This window comes from Arthrobacter sp. efr-133-TYG-104, from assembly GCF_030208915.1.
Lineage (GTDB): Bacteria > Actinomycetota > Actinomycetes > Actinomycetales > Micrococcaceae > Arthrobacter.
The window spans coordinates 172,383-188,450 of sequence record NZ_JARVTA010000001.1; the positions used below are offsets into that span (position 1 = coordinate 172,383).

At 62.9% G+C, this 16,068-nt stretch carries 19 protein-coding genes; 11 read left to right on the plus strand and 8 right to left on the minus strand.

Going from position 1 to position 16,068, the window contains the following annotated elements:
• The first annotated feature begins 98 nt into the window (after nucleotides 1-98).
• Entirely contained in the window at nucleotides 99-995 is an 897-nt protein-coding gene (locus QRN04_RS00810) for a pullulanase X25 domain-containing protein (RefSeq protein WP_284974243.1), read from the plus strand.
• 177 nt (nucleotides 996-1,172) lie between these two features.
• Nucleotides 1,173-1,481: an acylphosphatase gene (locus QRN04_RS00815; protein ID WP_284974244.1), complete on the plus strand. Its 309-nt coding sequence runs from the start codon at nucleotides 1,173-1,175 to the stop codon at nucleotides 1,479-1,481.
• Between the two features lie 9 nt (nucleotides 1,482-1,490).
• Here QRN04_RS00815 and QRN04_RS00820 read toward each other — a convergent pair whose 3' ends face one another.
• Genes QRN04_RS00820 through QRN04_RS00835 form a run of 4 tightly spaced genes read right to left on the minus strand, consistent with a single transcriptional unit; the run spans nucleotide 1,491 to nucleotide 3,914 of the window.
• Complete coding sequence (locus tag QRN04_RS00820) at nucleotides 1,491-1,883, minus strand: type II toxin-antitoxin system VapC family toxin (RefSeq protein ID WP_284974245.1); 393 nt, start codon at nucleotides 1,881-1,883, stop codon at nucleotides 1,491-1,493.
• The gene (locus QRN04_RS00825) at nucleotides 1,880-2,146 is read right to left on the minus strand and encodes a type II toxin-antitoxin system Phd/YefM family antitoxin (RefSeq protein WP_284974246.1); all 267 of its coding nucleotides are present in this window, start codon (nucleotides 2,144-2,146) and stop codon (nucleotides 1,880-1,882) included. Before QRN04_RS00825 ends, QRN04_RS00820 begins: the two co-directional genes overlap by 4 nt.
• A gap of 56 nt (nucleotides 2,147-2,202) precedes the next feature.
• Nucleotides 2,203-3,105, minus strand: a complete 903-nt coding sequence (locus tag QRN04_RS00830) for a ribokinase (protein ID WP_284974247.1) — start codon at nucleotides 3,103-3,105, stop codon at nucleotides 2,203-2,205.
• Between the two features lie 35 nt (nucleotides 3,106-3,140).
• On the minus strand, nucleotides 3,141-3,914 hold the full coding sequence (locus QRN04_RS00835; RefSeq protein WP_284974248.1) for a GntR family transcriptional regulator: 774 nt from the start codon (nucleotides 3,912-3,914) through the stop codon (nucleotides 3,141-3,143).
• Between the two features lie 135 nt (nucleotides 3,915-4,049).
• Between QRN04_RS00835 and QRN04_RS00840 the strand changes: the two genes are divergently transcribed.
• Nucleotides 4,050-5,489, plus strand: a complete 1,440-nt coding sequence (locus tag QRN04_RS00840) for an MFS transporter (protein ID WP_502868742.1) — start codon at nucleotides 4,050-4,052, stop codon at nucleotides 5,487-5,489.
• Between the two features lie 68 nt (nucleotides 5,490-5,557).
• Nucleotides 5,558-6,535 (plus strand): nucleoside hydrolase, encoded by a 978-nt coding sequence (locus tag QRN04_RS00845; protein WP_284974249.1) that lies wholly within the window; start codon nucleotides 5,558-5,560, stop codon nucleotides 6,533-6,535.
• Here QRN04_RS00845 and QRN04_RS00850 read toward each other — a convergent pair.
• The gene (locus tag QRN04_RS00850) at nucleotides 6,522-7,274 is read right to left on the minus strand and encodes an ArsR/SmtB family transcription factor (RefSeq protein WP_284974250.1); all 753 of its coding nucleotides are present in this window, start codon (nucleotides 7,272-7,274) and stop codon (nucleotides 6,522-6,524) included. The two genes, QRN04_RS00845 and QRN04_RS00850, sit on opposite strands and share 14 nt — an antisense overlap.
• A gap of 87 nt (nucleotides 7,275-7,361) precedes the next feature.
• Complete coding sequence (locus QRN04_RS00855; RefSeq protein ID WP_284974251.1) at nucleotides 7,362-7,862, minus strand: DinB family protein; 501 nt, start codon at nucleotides 7,860-7,862, stop codon at nucleotides 7,362-7,364.
• A 78-nt stretch (nucleotides 7,863-7,940) separates the two neighbouring features.
• On the opposite strand from QRN04_RS00855, the gene QRN04_RS00860 reads away from it, so the two are divergent.
• Complete coding sequence (locus QRN04_RS00860) at nucleotides 7,941-8,594, plus strand: hypothetical protein (protein WP_284974252.1); 654 nt, start codon at nucleotides 7,941-7,943, stop codon at nucleotides 8,592-8,594.
• Nucleotides 8,595-8,640: 46 nt separating this feature from the next.
• Here the strand turns inward: QRN04_RS00860 and QRN04_RS00865 are convergent, their stop codons facing one another.
• A complete protein-coding gene (locus QRN04_RS00865; protein WP_284974253.1) occupies nucleotides 8,641-9,048 on the minus strand; it encodes a hypothetical protein in 408 nt (135 codons plus the stop codon).
• Nucleotides 9,049-9,309: 261 nt separating this feature from the next.
• Between QRN04_RS00865 and QRN04_RS00870 the strand changes: the two genes are divergently transcribed.
• The 6 genes from QRN04_RS00870 to QRN04_RS00895 all read left to right on the plus strand — a co-directional run bounded on the left by QRN04_RS00870 (nucleotide 9,310) and on the right by QRN04_RS00895 (nucleotide 14,805).
• Nucleotides 9,310-10,047, plus strand: a complete 738-nt coding sequence (locus QRN04_RS00870; protein ID WP_284974254.1) for a GAF and ANTAR domain-containing protein — start codon at nucleotides 9,310-9,312, stop codon at nucleotides 10,045-10,047.
• Nucleotides 10,048-10,246: 199 nt separating this feature from the next.
• Complete coding sequence (locus tag QRN04_RS00875; RefSeq protein WP_284974255.1) at nucleotides 10,247-11,611, plus strand: MFS transporter; 1,365 nt, start codon at nucleotides 10,247-10,249, stop codon at nucleotides 11,609-11,611.
• A 162-nt stretch (nucleotides 11,612-11,773) separates the two neighbouring features.
• A complete protein-coding gene (locus QRN04_RS00880) occupies nucleotides 11,774-12,769 on the plus strand; it encodes an NADP-dependent oxidoreductase (protein WP_284974256.1) in 996 nt (331 codons plus the stop codon).
• 23 nt (nucleotides 12,770-12,792) lie between these two features.
• The gene (locus tag QRN04_RS00885; RefSeq protein ID WP_284974257.1) at nucleotides 12,793-13,629 is read left to right on the plus strand and encodes an alpha/beta fold hydrolase; all 837 of its coding nucleotides are present in this window, start codon (nucleotides 12,793-12,795) and stop codon (nucleotides 13,627-13,629) included.
• Nucleotides 13,630-13,684: 55 nt separating this feature from the next.
• Nucleotides 13,685-14,284, plus strand: coding sequence for a TetR/AcrR family transcriptional regulator (locus QRN04_RS00890; protein WP_284974258.1), 600 nt, complete (start codon nucleotides 13,685-13,687; stop codon nucleotides 14,282-14,284).
• Nucleotides 14,285-14,346: 62 nt separating this feature from the next.
• Nucleotides 14,347-14,805 (plus strand): SRPBCC domain-containing protein, encoded by a 459-nt coding sequence (locus tag QRN04_RS00895; protein ID WP_284974259.1) that lies wholly within the window; start codon nucleotides 14,347-14,349, stop codon nucleotides 14,803-14,805.
• Nucleotides 14,806-14,859: 54 nt separating this feature from the next.
• On the opposite strand, the gene QRN04_RS00900 is transcribed toward QRN04_RS00895, so the two are convergent.
• A complete protein-coding gene (locus QRN04_RS00900; RefSeq protein WP_284974260.1) occupies nucleotides 14,860-16,047 on the minus strand; it encodes a TerC/Alx family metal homeostasis membrane protein in 1,188 nt (395 codons plus the stop codon).
• Nucleotides 16,048-16,068: the final 21 nt, after the last annotated feature.

Consider the following 16,068-nt stretch of genomic DNA (forward strand, 5'->3'; position numbering starts at 1 on the left):
ACACTCGGTCACGACACACGGTGTTTACGTTCCGTAGGCGCGGGAATTAACAAATCATTGGCAAACTGCTGTGGAGTATCCACCGTTGAAGGAGAAGCATGGGCGCGAACACCGCCGAAAACACCACCCTTCGTCTGAAGGCCGTTTTGGACATCCTCGCTGAAAGCGTGTGGGCCGGAACGACGCTGAACGCCGGGGAGGTACTGGCTGAAGCGACGGCCCGGGTCCCGTTCAATGACCACGAAGCCGAGTTGCTCAGCGGTGGCATCCCGCGGGGCCACAAGACCCTGACGTCGGCTTCGGCTAAGTTGGTCAAGGCCGGCTGGCTGGTCAAGGGCCGCTCCGGCTGGACCATTCCGGAGGACGGACTGCGTGCCACGGTCGCCTTCGCGGATCCTGCGGCTTTTGCAGCAGCGCTCGACGCCGGAACACCGGTTCCTGCCGACACCCCTGTTCCGACCGCCCCGCCGGTGAATGCCCAAGCGAAGAAGGCTGCCACCAAGCGCGCCTCGGCCAAGAAAGTTGCCGCCCCCGCTACCGCCCCTGCCGAGGCGGCAACCGACGTCGCTGAGCCCAAGGTCGCCGCGGCCAGGATCTCCGCTCCCAAGGCCGCCGCTACCAAAGCTGCTGCCGCTAAGAAGGCTCCTCGCAAGGGGAGCGGCAAAGCCTCCGCGGCTTCCGCCGTCGGGACCTTGCCGCAGCCGGACGCCGTCGCCGTGGCGGGGGACTTCAACACGGTCCTGGGTGCGCCGGAGGACTGGGCGCCGCAGCATGACGAGGCCCAGATGACGTTCGATGCCACCGCGCAGGTCTGGACACTGACGGCTGACTTGCCGGCCGGGCACTACACGTACAAAATCGCGCTGAACCGCTCGTGGGACGAGAACTACGGTGCGTTCGGTGCCCGGGACGGTGCCAATCACGAACTGCACCACGACGGCGGTCCCGTCACCATCACGTACAGCCACGAGACCCGGGACATCGTGATCAGCTAGGTATTTTGTGGTCGAATCCGGCCCTTGTTCTCCCCGCCGCCTTTGAATGGTGAGTGGGACGAACAAGGGCCGGTTTCGTTGGTGCCCGGTTCCAACTCCAAATTTGCTCCAAGTTGGAGTTGGGACTTGGAGAAAGCTTGCCTTACGTGACATGGCACTGCGCGTTACATTGGCTCCATGGCTCTTGGGCATCACTCCAATATTGACGACTACTCCGTCCGGCTCACGGCACGCGTCTCGGGCGTCGTCCAGGGCGTGGGCTTCCGTTATTGGACGGCACGAAAAGCCGGGGAACTCAGGCTCAGGGGAAGCGTTTCCAATCGCACTGACGGCACAGTGGAGTTGGTAGCCGAAGGGCCTGCGCGCGAGGTTAGTGAGTTCACGGCCTGGCTCCACTCCGACCGGGCGCCCGGGCGCGTGGAAAACGTTGACTTCACGGTCTCTGACCCAACAGGAGAGTTCGACGATTTCCGGATAGTGGGGTAGCCCAGTGGGCTACGTGCCTGGGGACGTCGTCGTGATCCCAGTTTCCACGGCTGCAAGGAGTAACTCCGAGTCGTAAGCGAGCATACTGTCGGCCTGGAGCCGGATAGCTGTTGCCAGATGAATGGCATCAGCACTCCGAAGTTGTCTTGGCATGGCGGCGGCATACATAAGATCTGAGCGGGTCACATCCACCAAATTGATTCCGGCCAGCGCCGCATTTACGACCTCGAACGGGATGTGCCTGCGACGGGCCGCGCAATGCATTTCCGTGTAGAGGAGCATGGAAGCCACGAGGTGTCCGCCCGATCCAGCTACGTCGGAAAGGTATGCGGCGGTGGCGGACGATTCCCGCTCTTCGACTACCAGCTTCAGGAAGGCAGACGTGTCAATATAGAGGATCACCGATCGCCACGCAGATCGGCCAGGATGTCGGCTGTGGACATTTCGCTCTTGATGCGGGGAAGAATCGCGAAATCCACCGGAGCCTCGCTGGCTGGGCGGACGCTGCCTGCTTGGAGTAAACGCTCAAAGGGTGAAGCCGACGGCGGAATAAGCGTGGCCGCTACCTCGCCGTTGTTGGTGACGTCGATAACTTCGCCGTTCTTGACACGTTCCAGGATTTTACTGCTCTGGTTGCGTAGTTCACGGTGCGGGATAGTTGTCATGTTATCGCCTCCGTAGCAATCGTAGCACCCTGGTGCCGGAAGGCCTCTCAGTCTCTTTAGCCGAGCTCCTCTGCGGGGTGAGTCGCCTCGATATAGTGCGTCAGCGGCTTCAAGGCCGGCTGGGATGCCGCATCTCGAACGGCGTCCGCGCCCACGGCATTGGCGACGGCCAGGGCGTGCCCGTATTCCAGCCCGGGCTGGAGTGCCAGGACCAGCGCAGCGCAGAAAGCATCTCCGGCTCCGATGGTGTTGGCAATGTCTGTGACCTTCACCGCTGGAGCTTCGGCAACCCGTTCGCCGTCGACGAAGATAGCTGAGCCGTCGCCACCGTAGGTCACCGCGACCAGGGGAGCCTGTTTGAGGGCCGGGATCAGCTCATATTCCGTCTCGTTCACGATCACCAGGTCGCACCGTTCCAAGAGCCCTGGAATGAGTGGTGCTGCCGGGGCGGCGTTCAACGCGAAGAACCCCTTGCACTTGCGGGCGGCTTGGAGCACTACCTCCTGATCAACCTCCAGTTGGCAGAGGACGGCTTCATCGTCACTGAAAGAGACACCTTCCAAGCGCACGGAAGCATTGGCGCCGGGGCAGACGACGATCTGGTTTTCGCCGTCGCTGTCCACCAGGACCAAGGCCGTGCCGGTGGCTGCGTCCACCCGGCGCACGTCGCTGGTGTCGACGCCGGCGCTCGCCATCGCCGCAACGAGGCTCCGCCCGGCGTCGTCCTGACCCACCGCCCCCACCATCCGGGAACTGCCGCTCAGCCGCGCAGCCGCCACGGCCTGGTTGGCGCCCTTGCCGCCGGGCTGTTGCCGGAGGACGGCCCCGCCGACAGTTTCTCCCGGCGAGGGGAGGCGGCTGGCAGTGGCCGTGATGTCAAGGTTGATGCTGCCGACGACGGTCAGCGCGCAGGGCGAAATGGGCGCAGAAGGGTCAAGGGACTCAAGGTGCGTGCTCATGGAAAGATCCTTTTCGGGAGGAATGCGGCAGGGGATCAGGAGGACTGGATGACGGAGAGGTGGCCCGCCCGGGCAGCGACCAAGCATTTGGCCAAGTAGAACGGGGCGTTGTTTCGCCGGACATACTGGGTGAGGACCAGGACAGGATCCGAGGGCCGGAGCGCCAGCAACTTTGAACGGCTGGGCCCGGCCGTGCTCAGGCTGATCTCGCACTCGCCGGGGCCTAGGTTCACGCCAGCGAGACCGCTCAGCACTTCCAGCAGTGTGGAAGCCGGGAGGGTGGGAGCTTCGGCGGCCTCGGACAGCGCCGCCGCTTCAGGGATTGCTTGCGACACGTTTTCCTGGAGGTGGGCTACCGGTTCGCCGTTGCGGATGAGGACGCTTTCCCAGAACCAGACGTCGACGCCGGGCTCAACTCCGATGCCGGGCGCCACGAATTCCGAGGCTGGCTGCTTGATGGCAGCGACACGTTTGACCTGGATGTCCTGGTCCGGGCCGCCGAGCAGTTGGTCGAAGGGGCGGATGTGCTCTATCCCGATCCGGGGCAGGGAATCGGCCACGAACCGGCCCACTCCCCGCCTTGCCCGGGTAAGGCCGTCTTCCTCAAGCAACATCAGGGCTTCCCGGATCACGGTGCGGCTGACGTCCATCATGGTGCCCAGTTCGGTCTCCGTAGGGAGCAGCGAGCCCGGTGGCAGGACCTTTGTCCGGATGGCCTCGGCGATGCGGGAGTAAGCCGCGACGCGCAGGGGCTGACCGGGCGTGGTGGCGATGGGCCGGGACAAGAAGCGGACGGCGTTGTCGGTCAAGGGTGCCTCACAAGTATTTGGGTTACCGACACTGTACCGGATGCATGTGACAGGTTGCACAAGCACGTAATACATGCTTGTATAACAACTCACATCTTGTGGCGCCCACCGCGCCCTCGGACAAAGGAGTTTGATGTGAACATCCCCAACACCGCTGCAGCGCCGCCCACCGGCGATGAATACCTGGACGGCGTGAACCCGGGCCCGGTCAAGGTCGAGGGCCGACGCGCTGCCTTGCTCATCAGCACCTTGGTGCTCGCCGTCCTGGCATTCCAGCTCAACGCGAGCATGATCACCCCGGCGTTGCCCCACATCGGTTCCTTCTTCGGGGAAACGCCCGAGGCCGTGGCGCAGGTGCAGTCCATGTTCTTCCTCGCCGGCGCAATTGCGGGGCCAGTCATTGGAAGGTGGAGCGACTTCATCGGCCGCCGCACCGCACTCCTGTTGGTGCTGGGCATCATGGCCGCCGGAACCGTGCTCTGCATCTTCGCACCAAGCCTTCCGCTCCTTGTCGCAGGCCGCTTCATGCAAGGCGTCTCCAGCGCCATCTTCGCCCTCTCCTACATCATCCTTAACGAGTACCTGCCGGCCCGCCTCTTCGGGACATCCATCGGAATCATCGCAGCGATCAACGGCGGCATCGGCGGCGTGGATGGCTACTTCGGCGGCCTCATGGCTGAAACCCTCGGCTTCCAGTCCATCTTTGTCGCGATCCTTGCCCTGGCCGCGATCGCCGTCGTCTGCGTCATCAAAGTCGTCCCCGGCGGTAAGTCCGCCGTGGCACCCGGCCGGATGGACTGGTGGGGCGCAGGGTCCCTGTCCGTGTTCCTGGTTTTCATCACCTACTTCGTATCCACAGGATCTTCGGCCGGGTGGACCTCCCCGGCGGCCCTTGGCCTGCTCGCAGGAAGTGTCGCATCCTTCGCCGGCTTCTGGCTGATCGAAAAGAAGCGCTCAACACCGCTCGTTGCAGTACATCACCTGCGCTCGCGCCAAGTGTGGCCGGTCATCGCCACCACCGTGCTGACTCTCGCCGGAATTTTCGCCATCATCAACTTCACCGTGGTGCTGCTCAGCCAAGATAAGGCAAACGGCTTCGGCCTCTCCGCGTCCGTTGCCGCGCTTCTGTTCCTCACCCCGGCAGCGCTGATTGGTGTCTTTGCCGCACCCCTCGCGGGGTGGATTGCCGACCGTCGCGGTTGGATCAAGACTGTTCGCGTGGGCACGGCAACCAGCCTTGCCTGCGCCATCGTTGCAGCGGTCTTTGCCCACAACGAAGTGGCTGTCCTCATCGCCATCGCGGCGCTGGGAGTCTTTTATAACGGCCTCTTCCTCACAGCCATCAACGGTCTGTCCGTTTTGCTGTCGCCAAAGGAAGCGCCCGCCGCTTTGCCGAGCATCAACGGCGCATCGTTCGGTATCGGGGCGAGCCTCGGCGTCGTGGTGGTCGCACCATTCGCGGGCTTGGGTACCTCGGCCGGGTACTCGACGGCACTCTGGATCTCCGTGGCCATCACCGCCCTGGCTTTCGTCGTCAGCTTGTTCATCGCAGCACCAAAGGGCGAAAGGATCTAACGTTCGACGCCGACGCACGGCTTCCGTACCTGCCTCACCACATCCGCTCCACCTGAAACGAGAGACCCATGACCCAGCCCGCTCCCTTCTACCTCGACTGCGACACCGGCATCGACGACGCCTTGGCCCTGGCCTATCTCTTGGCTTCACCACGAGCAGACCTGGTCGGCATCGGCACCGTCAGCGGCAACGTCTCAGCCGCTGGCGGTGCCCGGAATACCTTGGATTTGCTGAGCCTCGCCGGCCACCCCGACGTTCCGGTGGCAATCGGCGCCCACGATCCCCAGGTGGGCACATTCCACGGCGGTGCACCGCACGTCCATGGCGAGAATGGCATCGGCGGGGTGGATCTTCCCGCCTCGGACCGGGAACCCATCGAGGCATCCGCGGCCGAGCTGTTGGTCCAACTCGCTCACCAGTACCCGGGGGAGTTGCAGGTGGTGGCCATCGGCCCGCTGACCAACATCGCCCAGGCCCTGCGTCTGGAACCCAAGCTGCCCCAACTCGTTGCTGGGATCACCATCATGGGCGGCGCCGCATTGGCACCGGGCAACATCACTCCAGTCGCTGAGGCCAACATCGCCAACGACCCGGAAGCGGCGGCAGAAGTTTTCGCGGCGGACTGGACCGTCACCATGGTGCCCTTGGACGTCACCATGACCAACGTCCTGGAGGAGCATCACAGGCAGGAGCTCCTCGCTGCCGACCACCCCGTCCCGCGGGCACTGGGTGAAATGCTGGGTTACTACTTCGGCTTCTATGTGGACATCTTCGGGAGGGCTTGCTCGGCGATGCATGATCCGCTCGCCGCAGCCATCGCCGTCGAGGGTGTCGACCTGGCACTCGCGCCCACCGTTCGTGTTCAAGTGGACACCACGGATGGGCCGGGCCGTGGCCAAACGGTATGTGACCTTCGCGGACAGTATGCAGGGTTCCCTGCCCAGCGCGGCGCCCGATGCCGTGTGGTGCTGGCCATCGGCGAGGACTTCGCTCCGCACCTTTTGGGAACCCTGCAGGCCGCGTGGCTACCCGCTACGCGTACATAAGGGAACCCGGCGTCGTGAGCGTTTCGCCTGTCTCGAGCCAGGTTTTCAAGCCGGAGAGGATCATAGGCCAACCGCCGTAGAGCTGCTCATTGGCGCCCTCGCGGAGTTGATCGTGTGTGACGGTGAGATGGCACGAATCTCCCACCGGCTCGATCTCCCAGGTGATCCGGGAGGTTCCCTCGGCCTTCACGTCCTCGCCCCACAGCGCTCGCATGGTCTGGACGAGCCTCCGCGGCGGGTCCACTTCGATGTTCTCGCCCTCGCCCAGGGGCGCGTCGGCTTTGCCGTTGTGCATCTCGAAGTGGCCGCCCGGGGTCCAGTCGGCGGTGAGGGTGTTCCCGAACTGGTACTTGCTGCGGATCTCACTGGTGGTGATGGCCTCCCACAGCAACTCAGGGGTGGTCTTGATGTAGATCTCGAAAATTCTTTCCATGGGACTTTCCAATCTGGATTTGAGGTCGCTGAGGGCAGCGGCCCATGGTTCTGCATATTTGCTCACCCAGCGATCGTGGATGAGGCGGATGGGGACCGGGTTCAGGAAATGCAGCTTTTCACGCCCCCGACGGCGCGTGACCACCAGTCCGGCGTCCTCGAGCAGTTTGAGGTGCTTGGCGATGCCGAACCGGGTCATCTCGAACCGGGCTCCCAGGGCCGAGGCGGATTGTCCGTCTTCGCTGAACAGCTCATCAAGTAGTTCACGACGGGTTGGGTCGGCCAAGGCCTTGAACACGGTGTCCATGGCTTCAGGATAGGTGACTATTTGGTCACGTGTCAACGGATTTTGGTCTGCGTGCGCGCCTGGGTTTCTCTGCGTTGCCTCAGGGTTTTAGGCACGCGTGGACAGGATCTGTTCCCGCAAAATATCCGCATGGCCGCAATGCTGGGCCAACTCGCGGAGCATGTGCAGGTACACCCAGCGTAGGGGTAGCGGTCCGCGGCGATTGCCCATCACTAAGTCGTCCAATCCCAGCGGTGCCGCGGCCAGGCGGGACGCCTCGCACGCCTCGCGGTGCGCTTGCCGGATGCCGGCAATGGTGTCGCCGTCGTCAAGGATGAACGACTCGTCAGGGGTTGCGGGGATGCCGATCTCGGCACGGGTCCTGCAGTTGATGGCTTCGTCGAACCAGACCCTTTCGACGAAAATGGCATGTTTCACCAAGCCGAGCAAGGTGGTCCGCGACGGCACCAGGGATCGCCGAGCCTCCTCTTCCGTCAGCCCCTCCAAGGACGCGTTGAGCATCTGGCGGTGGTCGTCCAAGAAGGTGTCCAGTTGCGTGCGGAGATTCTGGTTGAAGGTATCGGCGGTCATTGCCTTGTGCTGGTCCATAGGGGACATGTTAACTACCCGGTACCGCTCCGGTCAGCCCTGTTGAGCACCCGTCCGCGCCGGTGGGAGGATGAACTTGTGCATGACTTCTTCGACTTCCTTGGGCGTTTTTGGTGGCTGATCTTTCCTATCGGTGGCATGGCCGGCGGGTGGGCGCGGTCGTGGTCACGGGCTACCGAAGAGCGGCACCGCCGCAAAGTCGAGTTGTACAAGCTCAAAAACCAGCTGGCCGTTCACGAGGAAGCCAACCAAGCCGAGGTCGTCGCCCTGATGGCGGCGCACGATGCCGTGAACCGCAAGTGGCTGGAATACGAGCTCGACGTCGGAAACCTCATCGACTTCCCGCTGATGACAGACGTCCGGGAACCCCTCACCGTCGCCTTCCTGCGCGCCAAAAAAGAGGCAGACGGGTTACGGCCCGCCGCCGCGGAAGAAATCACGACGCCGGCAAGGCTGGCCGAGTACCGGGCCGCAGTCCACGGATTTGAAGTGGCCTTCGATGTTGCCGAGCGCGAGGCCAGGCGCATCAAGGACGGGAAGTTCACCGGGCCAGAGCGACAACGTTTGGCCACGGCCCGGAAACTCCTGCGCATCGCCGAGGATTCAGCGGCGACACCGGCCGAACGGCAGACTGCCTATAAGCGCGCCCGCAAGGAATTGGACGGCCTTATCGTCCTGCCGGAGGCCACTGTGGCGGCGCTGGAAGGCAAGATTGCGGGGATGTTGGCTTAGCTGCCTTTCCCTTGGCTCGGCGCTTTGGTGCTTAGCGCTTTGGTGTCTAGCCTCGGCCCATGCTCGTGGATGGGTCTCCGCCGCCCTCCGAGGGATCGGCCCGCAGGTTGTCGGGATCACCACTTGGCAGGCCAGCCGGACCGGCTATGTCGCCCGAGGCTATGTCGCCCGAGGTGACAGGGGCGTCGTCGTCGGTCGATTCATCCTGGTGGGTTCCACCGTCGTTAGCTTCGGCTTGGCCCTGGGGTTTGTGGTGCTCCGTGTGGGGAGTGTCCTTGGGTGAGAGGTCCTCGTCCATGGCGTTGGAACCCTCGCTAATGGAGGAGTGGACCTGGATGTCGTCGTCTTTCTCGCCGGGATCGGGCACCTCGGCGTCGTTCACGGGTTTGGACGTGCCGGCCAGATCTTCCATAGCATTTTCTGCAGCGTTCCGGATGCTGTCTTCTAAGCCCATCAGGTGACTCCTTTCGCCAAACGGTCCGGCGGTCGGATCCGCTTCCCATTCATAAGCCTACTTAGTTGTTGCCGGATGTGACACCCCGCAGCACCAGACGGTGGGCGCCGGTTCAGCTGCGTGCGCGTCAAGCAGTGGGCTGAACTTTGTACCGTTGATCGTTGGGCGATAAGGTATTGCCAGACCGTTTTGCAGAGGGCGGCAATATTCGCTCCTTTGGTGTCTGCTGGGGACGCATTTCAGTCAGTAGGAACGTGTCAAATGGTTAACCCCCGTCCCGAGCAGGAAGCAATCCAGAACGGATACTTCCTGGACCTCGTCTTGGGCAGTGAAGATGTCGAGGCTTTCCTCAGCGACCTCGCCGCTTTCTCCGCAGAGAGCCTGTCCGAACCTTCGGCTCCGGTCTTCTGCGGCATCACAGTGTTGCGCCGCAAGAAATCGGCCACCGCGGCAAGCAGTGACGAGCGTGCCCGCGTGATGGACGAGCTGCAAAGCACCTTCGAAGGCCCCTGCCTCACGGCTATGGACAAGCTGTCTGCCGTCCTGGTTCCGGATCTCCAGAATGAACTTCGCTGGCCCGACTACGTCCAGGCAGCCGCGCAGCAAGGGCTGCGCTCGATCCTCAGCGTGTCTCTCCTTGTGGAGGAAGAGACCCGCGCCGCGCTGAATCTCTACTCCGAGCGACCCAATGCTTTCGACCAGAGCGACGTGGAACGCGCCGAAGTCTTTGCCTCCCATGCCGCGAAATCGCTCCGGCTTGCCCTGAAAATCGCCCAGCTCAGCGACGCGCGCAATGACCTGGCGGCGGCAATGCAGTCCCGCACGGTAATTGACTTGGCTATCGGCGCGATCATGGCCCAGAACCACTGCAGCCAAGACGAGGCCTTCACCATCTTGCGGACGGCATCCAGCAACCGCAACATCAAACTGCGCCATCTGGCCCATTCGATCATCGCGGCCGTCTCCTCGGGCAAAGTCAGCACCCACTTCGAGGAGTAGGGCCTCCTTTTTCGGGCCCATAATCACGTATCCGACATATTGGATATCTTCTGCGCGTTTTTTGCTGGATCATCGATTCACGCTTGCCCAGCGCCCGCGGGATGACGCGGTGGCGGCGCATCGCCGCGTGCGATGATCCAGCAAAATCTTGCTGGCTCCCGTTTCGTAACCCAAGGCAACCATGTACCAGACTGAGAACGTGACGAACAACAAATCCCGCCCAGGCCTCGCCATCGCCGCTTTGAGCCTGGGGACGGCGCTGAACCCCCTGAACTCGTCCATGATCGCGGTCGCGTTGGTGGTCCTTCGGGAGCATTTCTCGCTCGACGTCGCTACGGTCACCTGGGTGATCACCTCGTTCTACCTTGCCTCGGCTGCGGGGCAGCCACTCATGGGCCGGCTCGCGGACAGATTCGGCCCCCGCCGACTGTTCATCTTCGGCATGGCATTGGTGGCCTTGACCTGTGCGATCGCGCCGTTCCTGCCTAACTTCGCCCTGGTCTGCGTTGCCCGCGCCCTCATGGCCGTGGGGACCGCGACGGCGTACCCGTCCGCCGTCGTGATGGTCACCGAACTGAGCCGCCTGGCCAACTTGCCGCCTACCCGTCCGCTGGGCCGGATTCAGATGGCGACCACGTCCGCTGCTGCTATCGGGCCCGTGGTGGGTGGCCTCTTGGTGAGCCTGGTGGGATGGCAGGCCCTGTTCGCGATCAACGTACCGCTGGCGCTGATCGCTCTGTTTGCGGTGCGCCAGACCGCGCCCGCCGACTCGGGCCGTGAGAGCGGCAGGCTCGGTCAGTTGGTGCGCGACTCGGACGTGCCTGGCATCCTCGCGTTTATCGCGTCCTTGATGCTTGCGATGATGGCCCTGCTCAACGTTGCGCCGGGCTATCGCTGGTACCTGTTGGGCGCAGCCGTTGTGATCGCTGCGCTCTTCGCCGGGCGTGAGCTTCGCTTCAAGCCGCCATTCCTGGACCTGCGCTTGCTCGGGGGAAACCGCCCGCTCCTGTTGGTCTACTTGCTGTTCGTGGTGTTTAGCGGCGTTTACTACTTTGCTTTCTTCGGCCTTCCGCAGTTGCTTCAGGAAGCAGGCCATTACGACGCCGGCGTGGTCGGCCTGCTCATGCTTCCCCTTGCTGCGTTATCGGTGGTGGTGACCCCGGTGACCGTGCGGAAGATCGAGAAGCACGGCGTACGTCCCGTATTGATCGCCGGAGTGGTGGTGCTTGCGGTTGCCTCTGGAGCTCTGGGTATTTTGACGGTCTCGCTCTGGGTGCCCGTGGTGTTCCTGTTGACCGCGCTGATGGGGGTCCCATACGGCCTGGTGAGCACGGCCTCGAACCAAGGCTTGTACGTTTCAGCGCGGCCCGAGGAAAGGGGAGTGGCCGCTGGGATCTTCCAGACATGCCGCTACCTCGGCGCGATCACGGCGACCGTACTGATCGGCGTTTTCTACGGCCCCGGGGTCAACCAGGCGAATTGGGGATTGATGGTGTTGGTGATGCTAGGACTGAGCGCGCTGGTGCTGGTGCTGGCCCTGATGTGGCGGAAGCCCGCTGTTTAGTGGGCTGATCCTGCGTTGCGGGGCCTAGTCTGCAGGGAATTGTGGGGTTTGGGCGTGTAGAGCGGGCCCCACAACGCATGGGCGAGCCAGCGGCGCCCTTGACGAAATAACTGAGCGTACTCATAATTGAGTTAACTCAGTTATTTCAATCCAGGAGAGCCCATGCGAGCGTTCGCGATCACCAAGTACAAAGAACCGTTGCGGGAGGTGGATGTCCCCGAGCCCGCGGTGGGTGATCATGACGTGCTCGTGCAGGTCTACGCTGCTGGACTGAACCAGTTGGACGAGAAGATCCGGTTGGGGGAGTTCAAGCAAATCCTGCCGTACCGCATGCCGTTGATCCTGGGCAACGACCTGGCCGGTGTGGTGCTCAGCGTCGGTTCCAAGGTGACACTGTTCCAGCCCGGTGACGAAGTGTTCGCCCGCCCTGACAAGGGCAGGATCGGCACCTTCGCTGAGCGGATCGCGGTGGCGGAAGCGGATCTGGCCATCAAGCCCGCATCCATCAGCATGGAAGAAGCAGGCGCCCTTCCGCTGGTCGCTTTGACGGCCTGGCAGGTATTGGTGGAACGGGGCCACGTGGGTCCGGGATCCAAGGTGCTCATCCACGCCGGCGCTGGGGGAGTGGGATCTATCGCGATCCAGTTGGCCAAGTATCTCGGGGCCACGGTAGCCACCACGGTGAGCGCCGCAAACGGGGACTTCGTACGTGACCTGGGTGCCGACGTCGTGATTGATTACCGCGCGGAGGACTTCAGCGAGAGCCTGCGCGACTACGATCTTGTGCTCGACAGCCTCGGAGGCGAAAACCTGGAACGTTCCCTCAAGGTCCTGAAGCCGGGCGGGAAAGCGATCGGCATTTCGGGGCCGCCGGACGCCGGATTTGCCCGTGAACTGGGCGTGAACCCTGTGCTGCGCGGAGTGATGTCGGTGCTCAGTTCCGGCATTCGGCGCAAAGCGCGCGCCCTGGGGGTTACGTACGAGTTCCTCTTCATGCGTGCCGACGGCGGCCAGCTCCGCCAGATTGCCGCACTCATCGACGCTGGCCACATCAAGCCCGTTGTAGGCCGCGTGGCGTCATTCGATGAGACGCCAGAATTGCTCACCGCTCTGGAAAAGGGTGGCGTCCGCGGCAAAACCGTCGTCACCCACAACTGACACCGAACCTCAGGAAGAACATTATGAACACTGCATACAAGGACGCACCCACCAACACCATCACCTCCGGCGGCATCACCTACGCCTACCGCGAGTTGGGGCCGAAGGGCGGGGTGCCCGTGATTTTCCTGGTCCACTTGGCCGGGAACATGGACAACTGGGACCCGCGGGTCATCGACCCTATCGCTGGGAAGCATCACGTCATCACTTTCAGCAACAGGGGAGTGGGCTCGTCCACGGGAACCGTCCCGAAGTCCATGGAAAGCATGGCCGACGATGCCGTGGCCTTCATCAAGGCCCTTGGTTACGAGAAGGTGGATATCTTCGGGTTCTCCATGGGGGCGATGATCGCCCAAGCGTTGGTGCTGAAGCATCCCACGCTGGTCCGGAAGCTGATCCTCGCTGGAACAGGCCCTTCCGGTGGGAAGGGCATCAGCAAAGTGGTTGTCACCACGTATTACGACATCCTCCGTGGCGCGTTGACCAGGCAGGATCCCAAGGAATTCCTTTTCTTCAACCGCAATGCCACCGGCAAACCGGCCGCGAAGGCGTTCATCGAGCGGCTCAAGGAGCGTACCGACCACCGGGAAGCGCCGGTCACCATCAGGGCCCTCCAGACGCAGCTCACGGCCATCAGGAACTGGGGGCGCTCGCAGCCGAAAAACCTCGCCGCCATCACGCAGCCAACCCTGATCGCCAACGGTGACAACGATCGCATGGTCCCGTCCATGCTTTCCAACACCATGCACCACCAGATCCCGGGCAGCGAGTTGGTCATCTACCCGGATTCCGGGCACGGCGGGATCTTCCAGTTCCACGAGAGGTTCGTTCCCGTCGCGCTTGAATTCCTGAGCCGCTGAGCAGCGGGCACTGAGTAGCCGCCCGCTGGTTGCGGGCCGCTGATACGGTAGCTAGATGCAGCCAGCGCCCCAGACCCTTGGCCGACGTGAACGGAACAAGCAGGAAAAGCTCCAGCGGATAACCGCCGCTGCCCGGGAACTCTTCACCCAGCACGGCGTGGACGAGGTCACCACCCAGCAGGTGGCGGAAAAGGCCGACGTCGCGTCGGGCACCTTGTTCCTGTACGCAAAAACAAAGGCCGAGCTGCTTCTCTTGGTACACAACGCCAAATACGCCGAAGCCCTCGACGCCGGCATTGCAGCTGCGGCCAAGGAGAAGACCCCGATCGACGCCGTGATGGCCATCATCCGTCCCATCATTGAATGCAACCGGGTGCAGATCGAGAACGGCAGGACCTACCTGAAGGAAATCGTCTTCGGTGATCCGGCTGAGCCGCACCACGCAGAAGCGATCGCCCTGACCCAACAGACGGAAGCCGCCGTCGTCGATGTCCTGAAACGGGACCCTAAACTGGCGGAACGCGAACCCGCGAAGCTCGCCGCCATCATGTCCGCGGTGATGTTCATCAGCATGACGTCCGCCGCCAACCTGGCCCTCACGGACGCCGAAGTTGGCGACGAAATACGCGGCCAGATCAGCGTGCTTCTTGGCTAGCGAAATGTAGCATCTGAAGGAGACGGTGGAGCGCCGTGTCCTTCCGAGAAAGCAGAATTTCGATGACAACCAGTCCCGAGGGAACCGCCACCACTGTCAGCAAGACGTTCAGCCGGAGTACCCAGGTGGCCACCACCATCGATGCGGCCCCCACGACGGTATGGCGTCTACTAACCACGGCATCGGAGTATCCGCAGTGGAACTCCACGGTCGTGTCGCTGAAGGGCGAGATCACTCCCGGCTCCAGCATCCAGCTGGTGTCCACACTTGATCCCAGCCGCACGTTCAAGCTCAAGATCAAGGAGTTCGAGCCTCCGCGCCGGCTCGTGTGGGGCGATGCACTCGGCGCCCGCGTCTACACCCTCACCGAAACCAATGGCGGGCAGACCCTGTTCGACATGACTGAGCGCATCGGCGGCCCCGTCTTCCCGCTGTTCGCCAACAAGATCCCATCCTTCGACGCCAGCTTTGAACAGTTCGCCGCCGACCTCAAAGCAGCCGGGGAAGCGATCACCGAATAAAGGGGCACGACGGCGGCGGTCACCTCGTGCGTCACCTGCCTGGGGCGCTGAAGGTTAGCGGTTCAGGAACGCCTCATGCTGCCGGTGTGCCTCGGCCACCTGCTCGCGGATCTTTTCGACGTCCTTGGCTTTGTTCCGGTATTTGAGCGGCATCTGCACGATCTGCGCTTCCTCCGCTGTCAGCGCGCGGTAGATGCGTTCGCGCTCGTTGGCGTCGGCGGTGTAGTCGAGATCGAGGTAATCGACGGCGTGGCGACGCGCGTTGTTGATGGCGGTCTGGGCCTTCCCCGCGGGGCTGAGCAGCGAGAGGATCACCGTGATCACCAGCGCGCCGATGATCACTGCCAGCGAGAGGCCGGTGGTGATCTCGACGACGTGAACCGGGTCGCCGTCGTTGATGAACGGCAGGTTGTTCTCGTGCAGGGCGTGCAGCACGAGCTTGACGCCGATGAACGCGAGGATGGCAGCCAGGCCGTAGGAGAGGTAGATGAGCCGGTCCAGCAAGCCGTCGATCAGGAAGAAGAGCTGGCGCAGGCCCATCAGTGAGAACGCCGTGGCGGTGAACACGACGAACACGTTCTGCGTGAGGCCGAAGATCGCGGGGATGGAGTCGAGCGCGAATAGGATGTCCGTGCCGCCGATTGCCACCATCACCAGCAGCATGGGTGTGAGCGCACGCTTGCCGTTGAGGGTGGTGAAGAGTTTGTCGCCGTCGTACTTATCTGTGGTGTGGAAGAACTTCCTGGCCACCCGGATGATGAAGTTATCCGCCTGGTTGTCCCCGTGGTCATCGGGCTTGAGGAGATTGCCGGCGGTGATCAGCAGGATCAGTCCGAAGAGGTAGAACACCCAGGCGAACGAGTTGATCAGCGCGGCGCCGAGGAAAATGAAACCGGTCCGGGCGAGAAGTGAGAAGACGATGCCGAACAGCAGGACTTTCTGCTGGTCTTCACGAGGGACCCGGAAGCTGGACATGATGATGAGGAAGACGAACAGGTTGTCCACCGAGAGGGCCTTCTCGGTGATGTACCCGGCGAAATACTCCGAGCCCATCTGTCCCCCGCCGAAAACCAGGACCCCGATGCCGAATAGCACGGCGATGCCTACGTAGATGGAGGACCAGAGGGCCGCTTCCTTCAGAGTGGGGACGTGAGCCTTGCGGACGTGGAAGAAGTAGTCGAACGCGAGCAACGCCACGATGATGGCGATGGTGACGCCCCAGGCCAGGGGAGAGACGGTCATGTGATCCTGCTTTCGTGAGGC

Excerpts from the sequence above, each read along its gene's own strand:
- QRN04_RS00810 (WP_284974243.1), top strand. The coding sequence starts at position 99 with ATGGGCGCGAACACCGCCGAAAACACCACCCTTCGTCTGAAGGCCGTT.
- QRN04_RS00815 (WP_284974244.1), top strand. The coding sequence starts at position 1,173 with ATGGCTCTTGGGCATCACTCCAATATTGACGACTACTCCGTCCGGCTC.
- QRN04_RS00825 (WP_284974246.1), bottom strand. The coding sequence starts at position 2,146 with ATGACAACTATCCCGCACCGTGAACTACGCAACCAGAGCAGTAAAATC.
- QRN04_RS00830 (WP_284974247.1), bottom strand. The coding sequence starts at position 3,105 with ATGAGCACGCACCTTGAGTCCCTTGACCCTTCTGCGCCCATTTCGCCC.
- QRN04_RS00845 (WP_284974249.1), top strand. The coding sequence starts at position 5,558 with ATGACCCAGCCCGCTCCCTTCTACCTCGACTGCGACACCGGCATCGAC.
- QRN04_RS00850 (WP_284974250.1), bottom strand. The coding sequence starts at position 7,274 with ATGGACACCGTGTTCAAGGCCTTGGCCGACCCAACCCGTCGTGAACTA.
- QRN04_RS00855 (WP_284974251.1), bottom strand. The coding sequence starts at position 7,862 with ATGGACCAGCACAAGGCAATGACCGCCGATACCTTCAACCAGAATCTC.
- QRN04_RS00865 (WP_284974253.1), bottom strand. The coding sequence starts at position 9,048 with ATGGGCTTAGAAGACAGCATCCGGAACGCTGCAGAAAATGCTATGGAA.
- QRN04_RS00870 (WP_284974254.1), top strand. The coding sequence starts at position 9,310 with ATGGTTAACCCCCGTCCCGAGCAGGAAGCAATCCAGAACGGATACTTC.
- QRN04_RS00880 (WP_284974256.1), top strand. The coding sequence starts at position 11,774 with ATGCGAGCGTTCGCGATCACCAAGTACAAAGAACCGTTGCGGGAGGTG.
- QRN04_RS00885 (WP_284974257.1), top strand. The coding sequence starts at position 12,793 with ATGAACACTGCATACAAGGACGCACCCACCAACACCATCACCTCCGGC.
- QRN04_RS00890 (WP_284974258.1), top strand. The coding sequence starts at position 13,685 with ATGCAGCCAGCGCCCCAGACCCTTGGCCGACGTGAACGGAACAAGCAG.
- QRN04_RS00895 (WP_284974259.1), top strand. The coding sequence starts at position 14,347 with ATGACAACCAGTCCCGAGGGAACCGCCACCACTGTCAGCAAGACGTTC.
- QRN04_RS00900 (WP_284974260.1), bottom strand. The coding sequence starts at position 16,047 with ATGACCGTCTCTCCCCTGGCCTGGGGCGTCACCATCGCCATCATCGTG.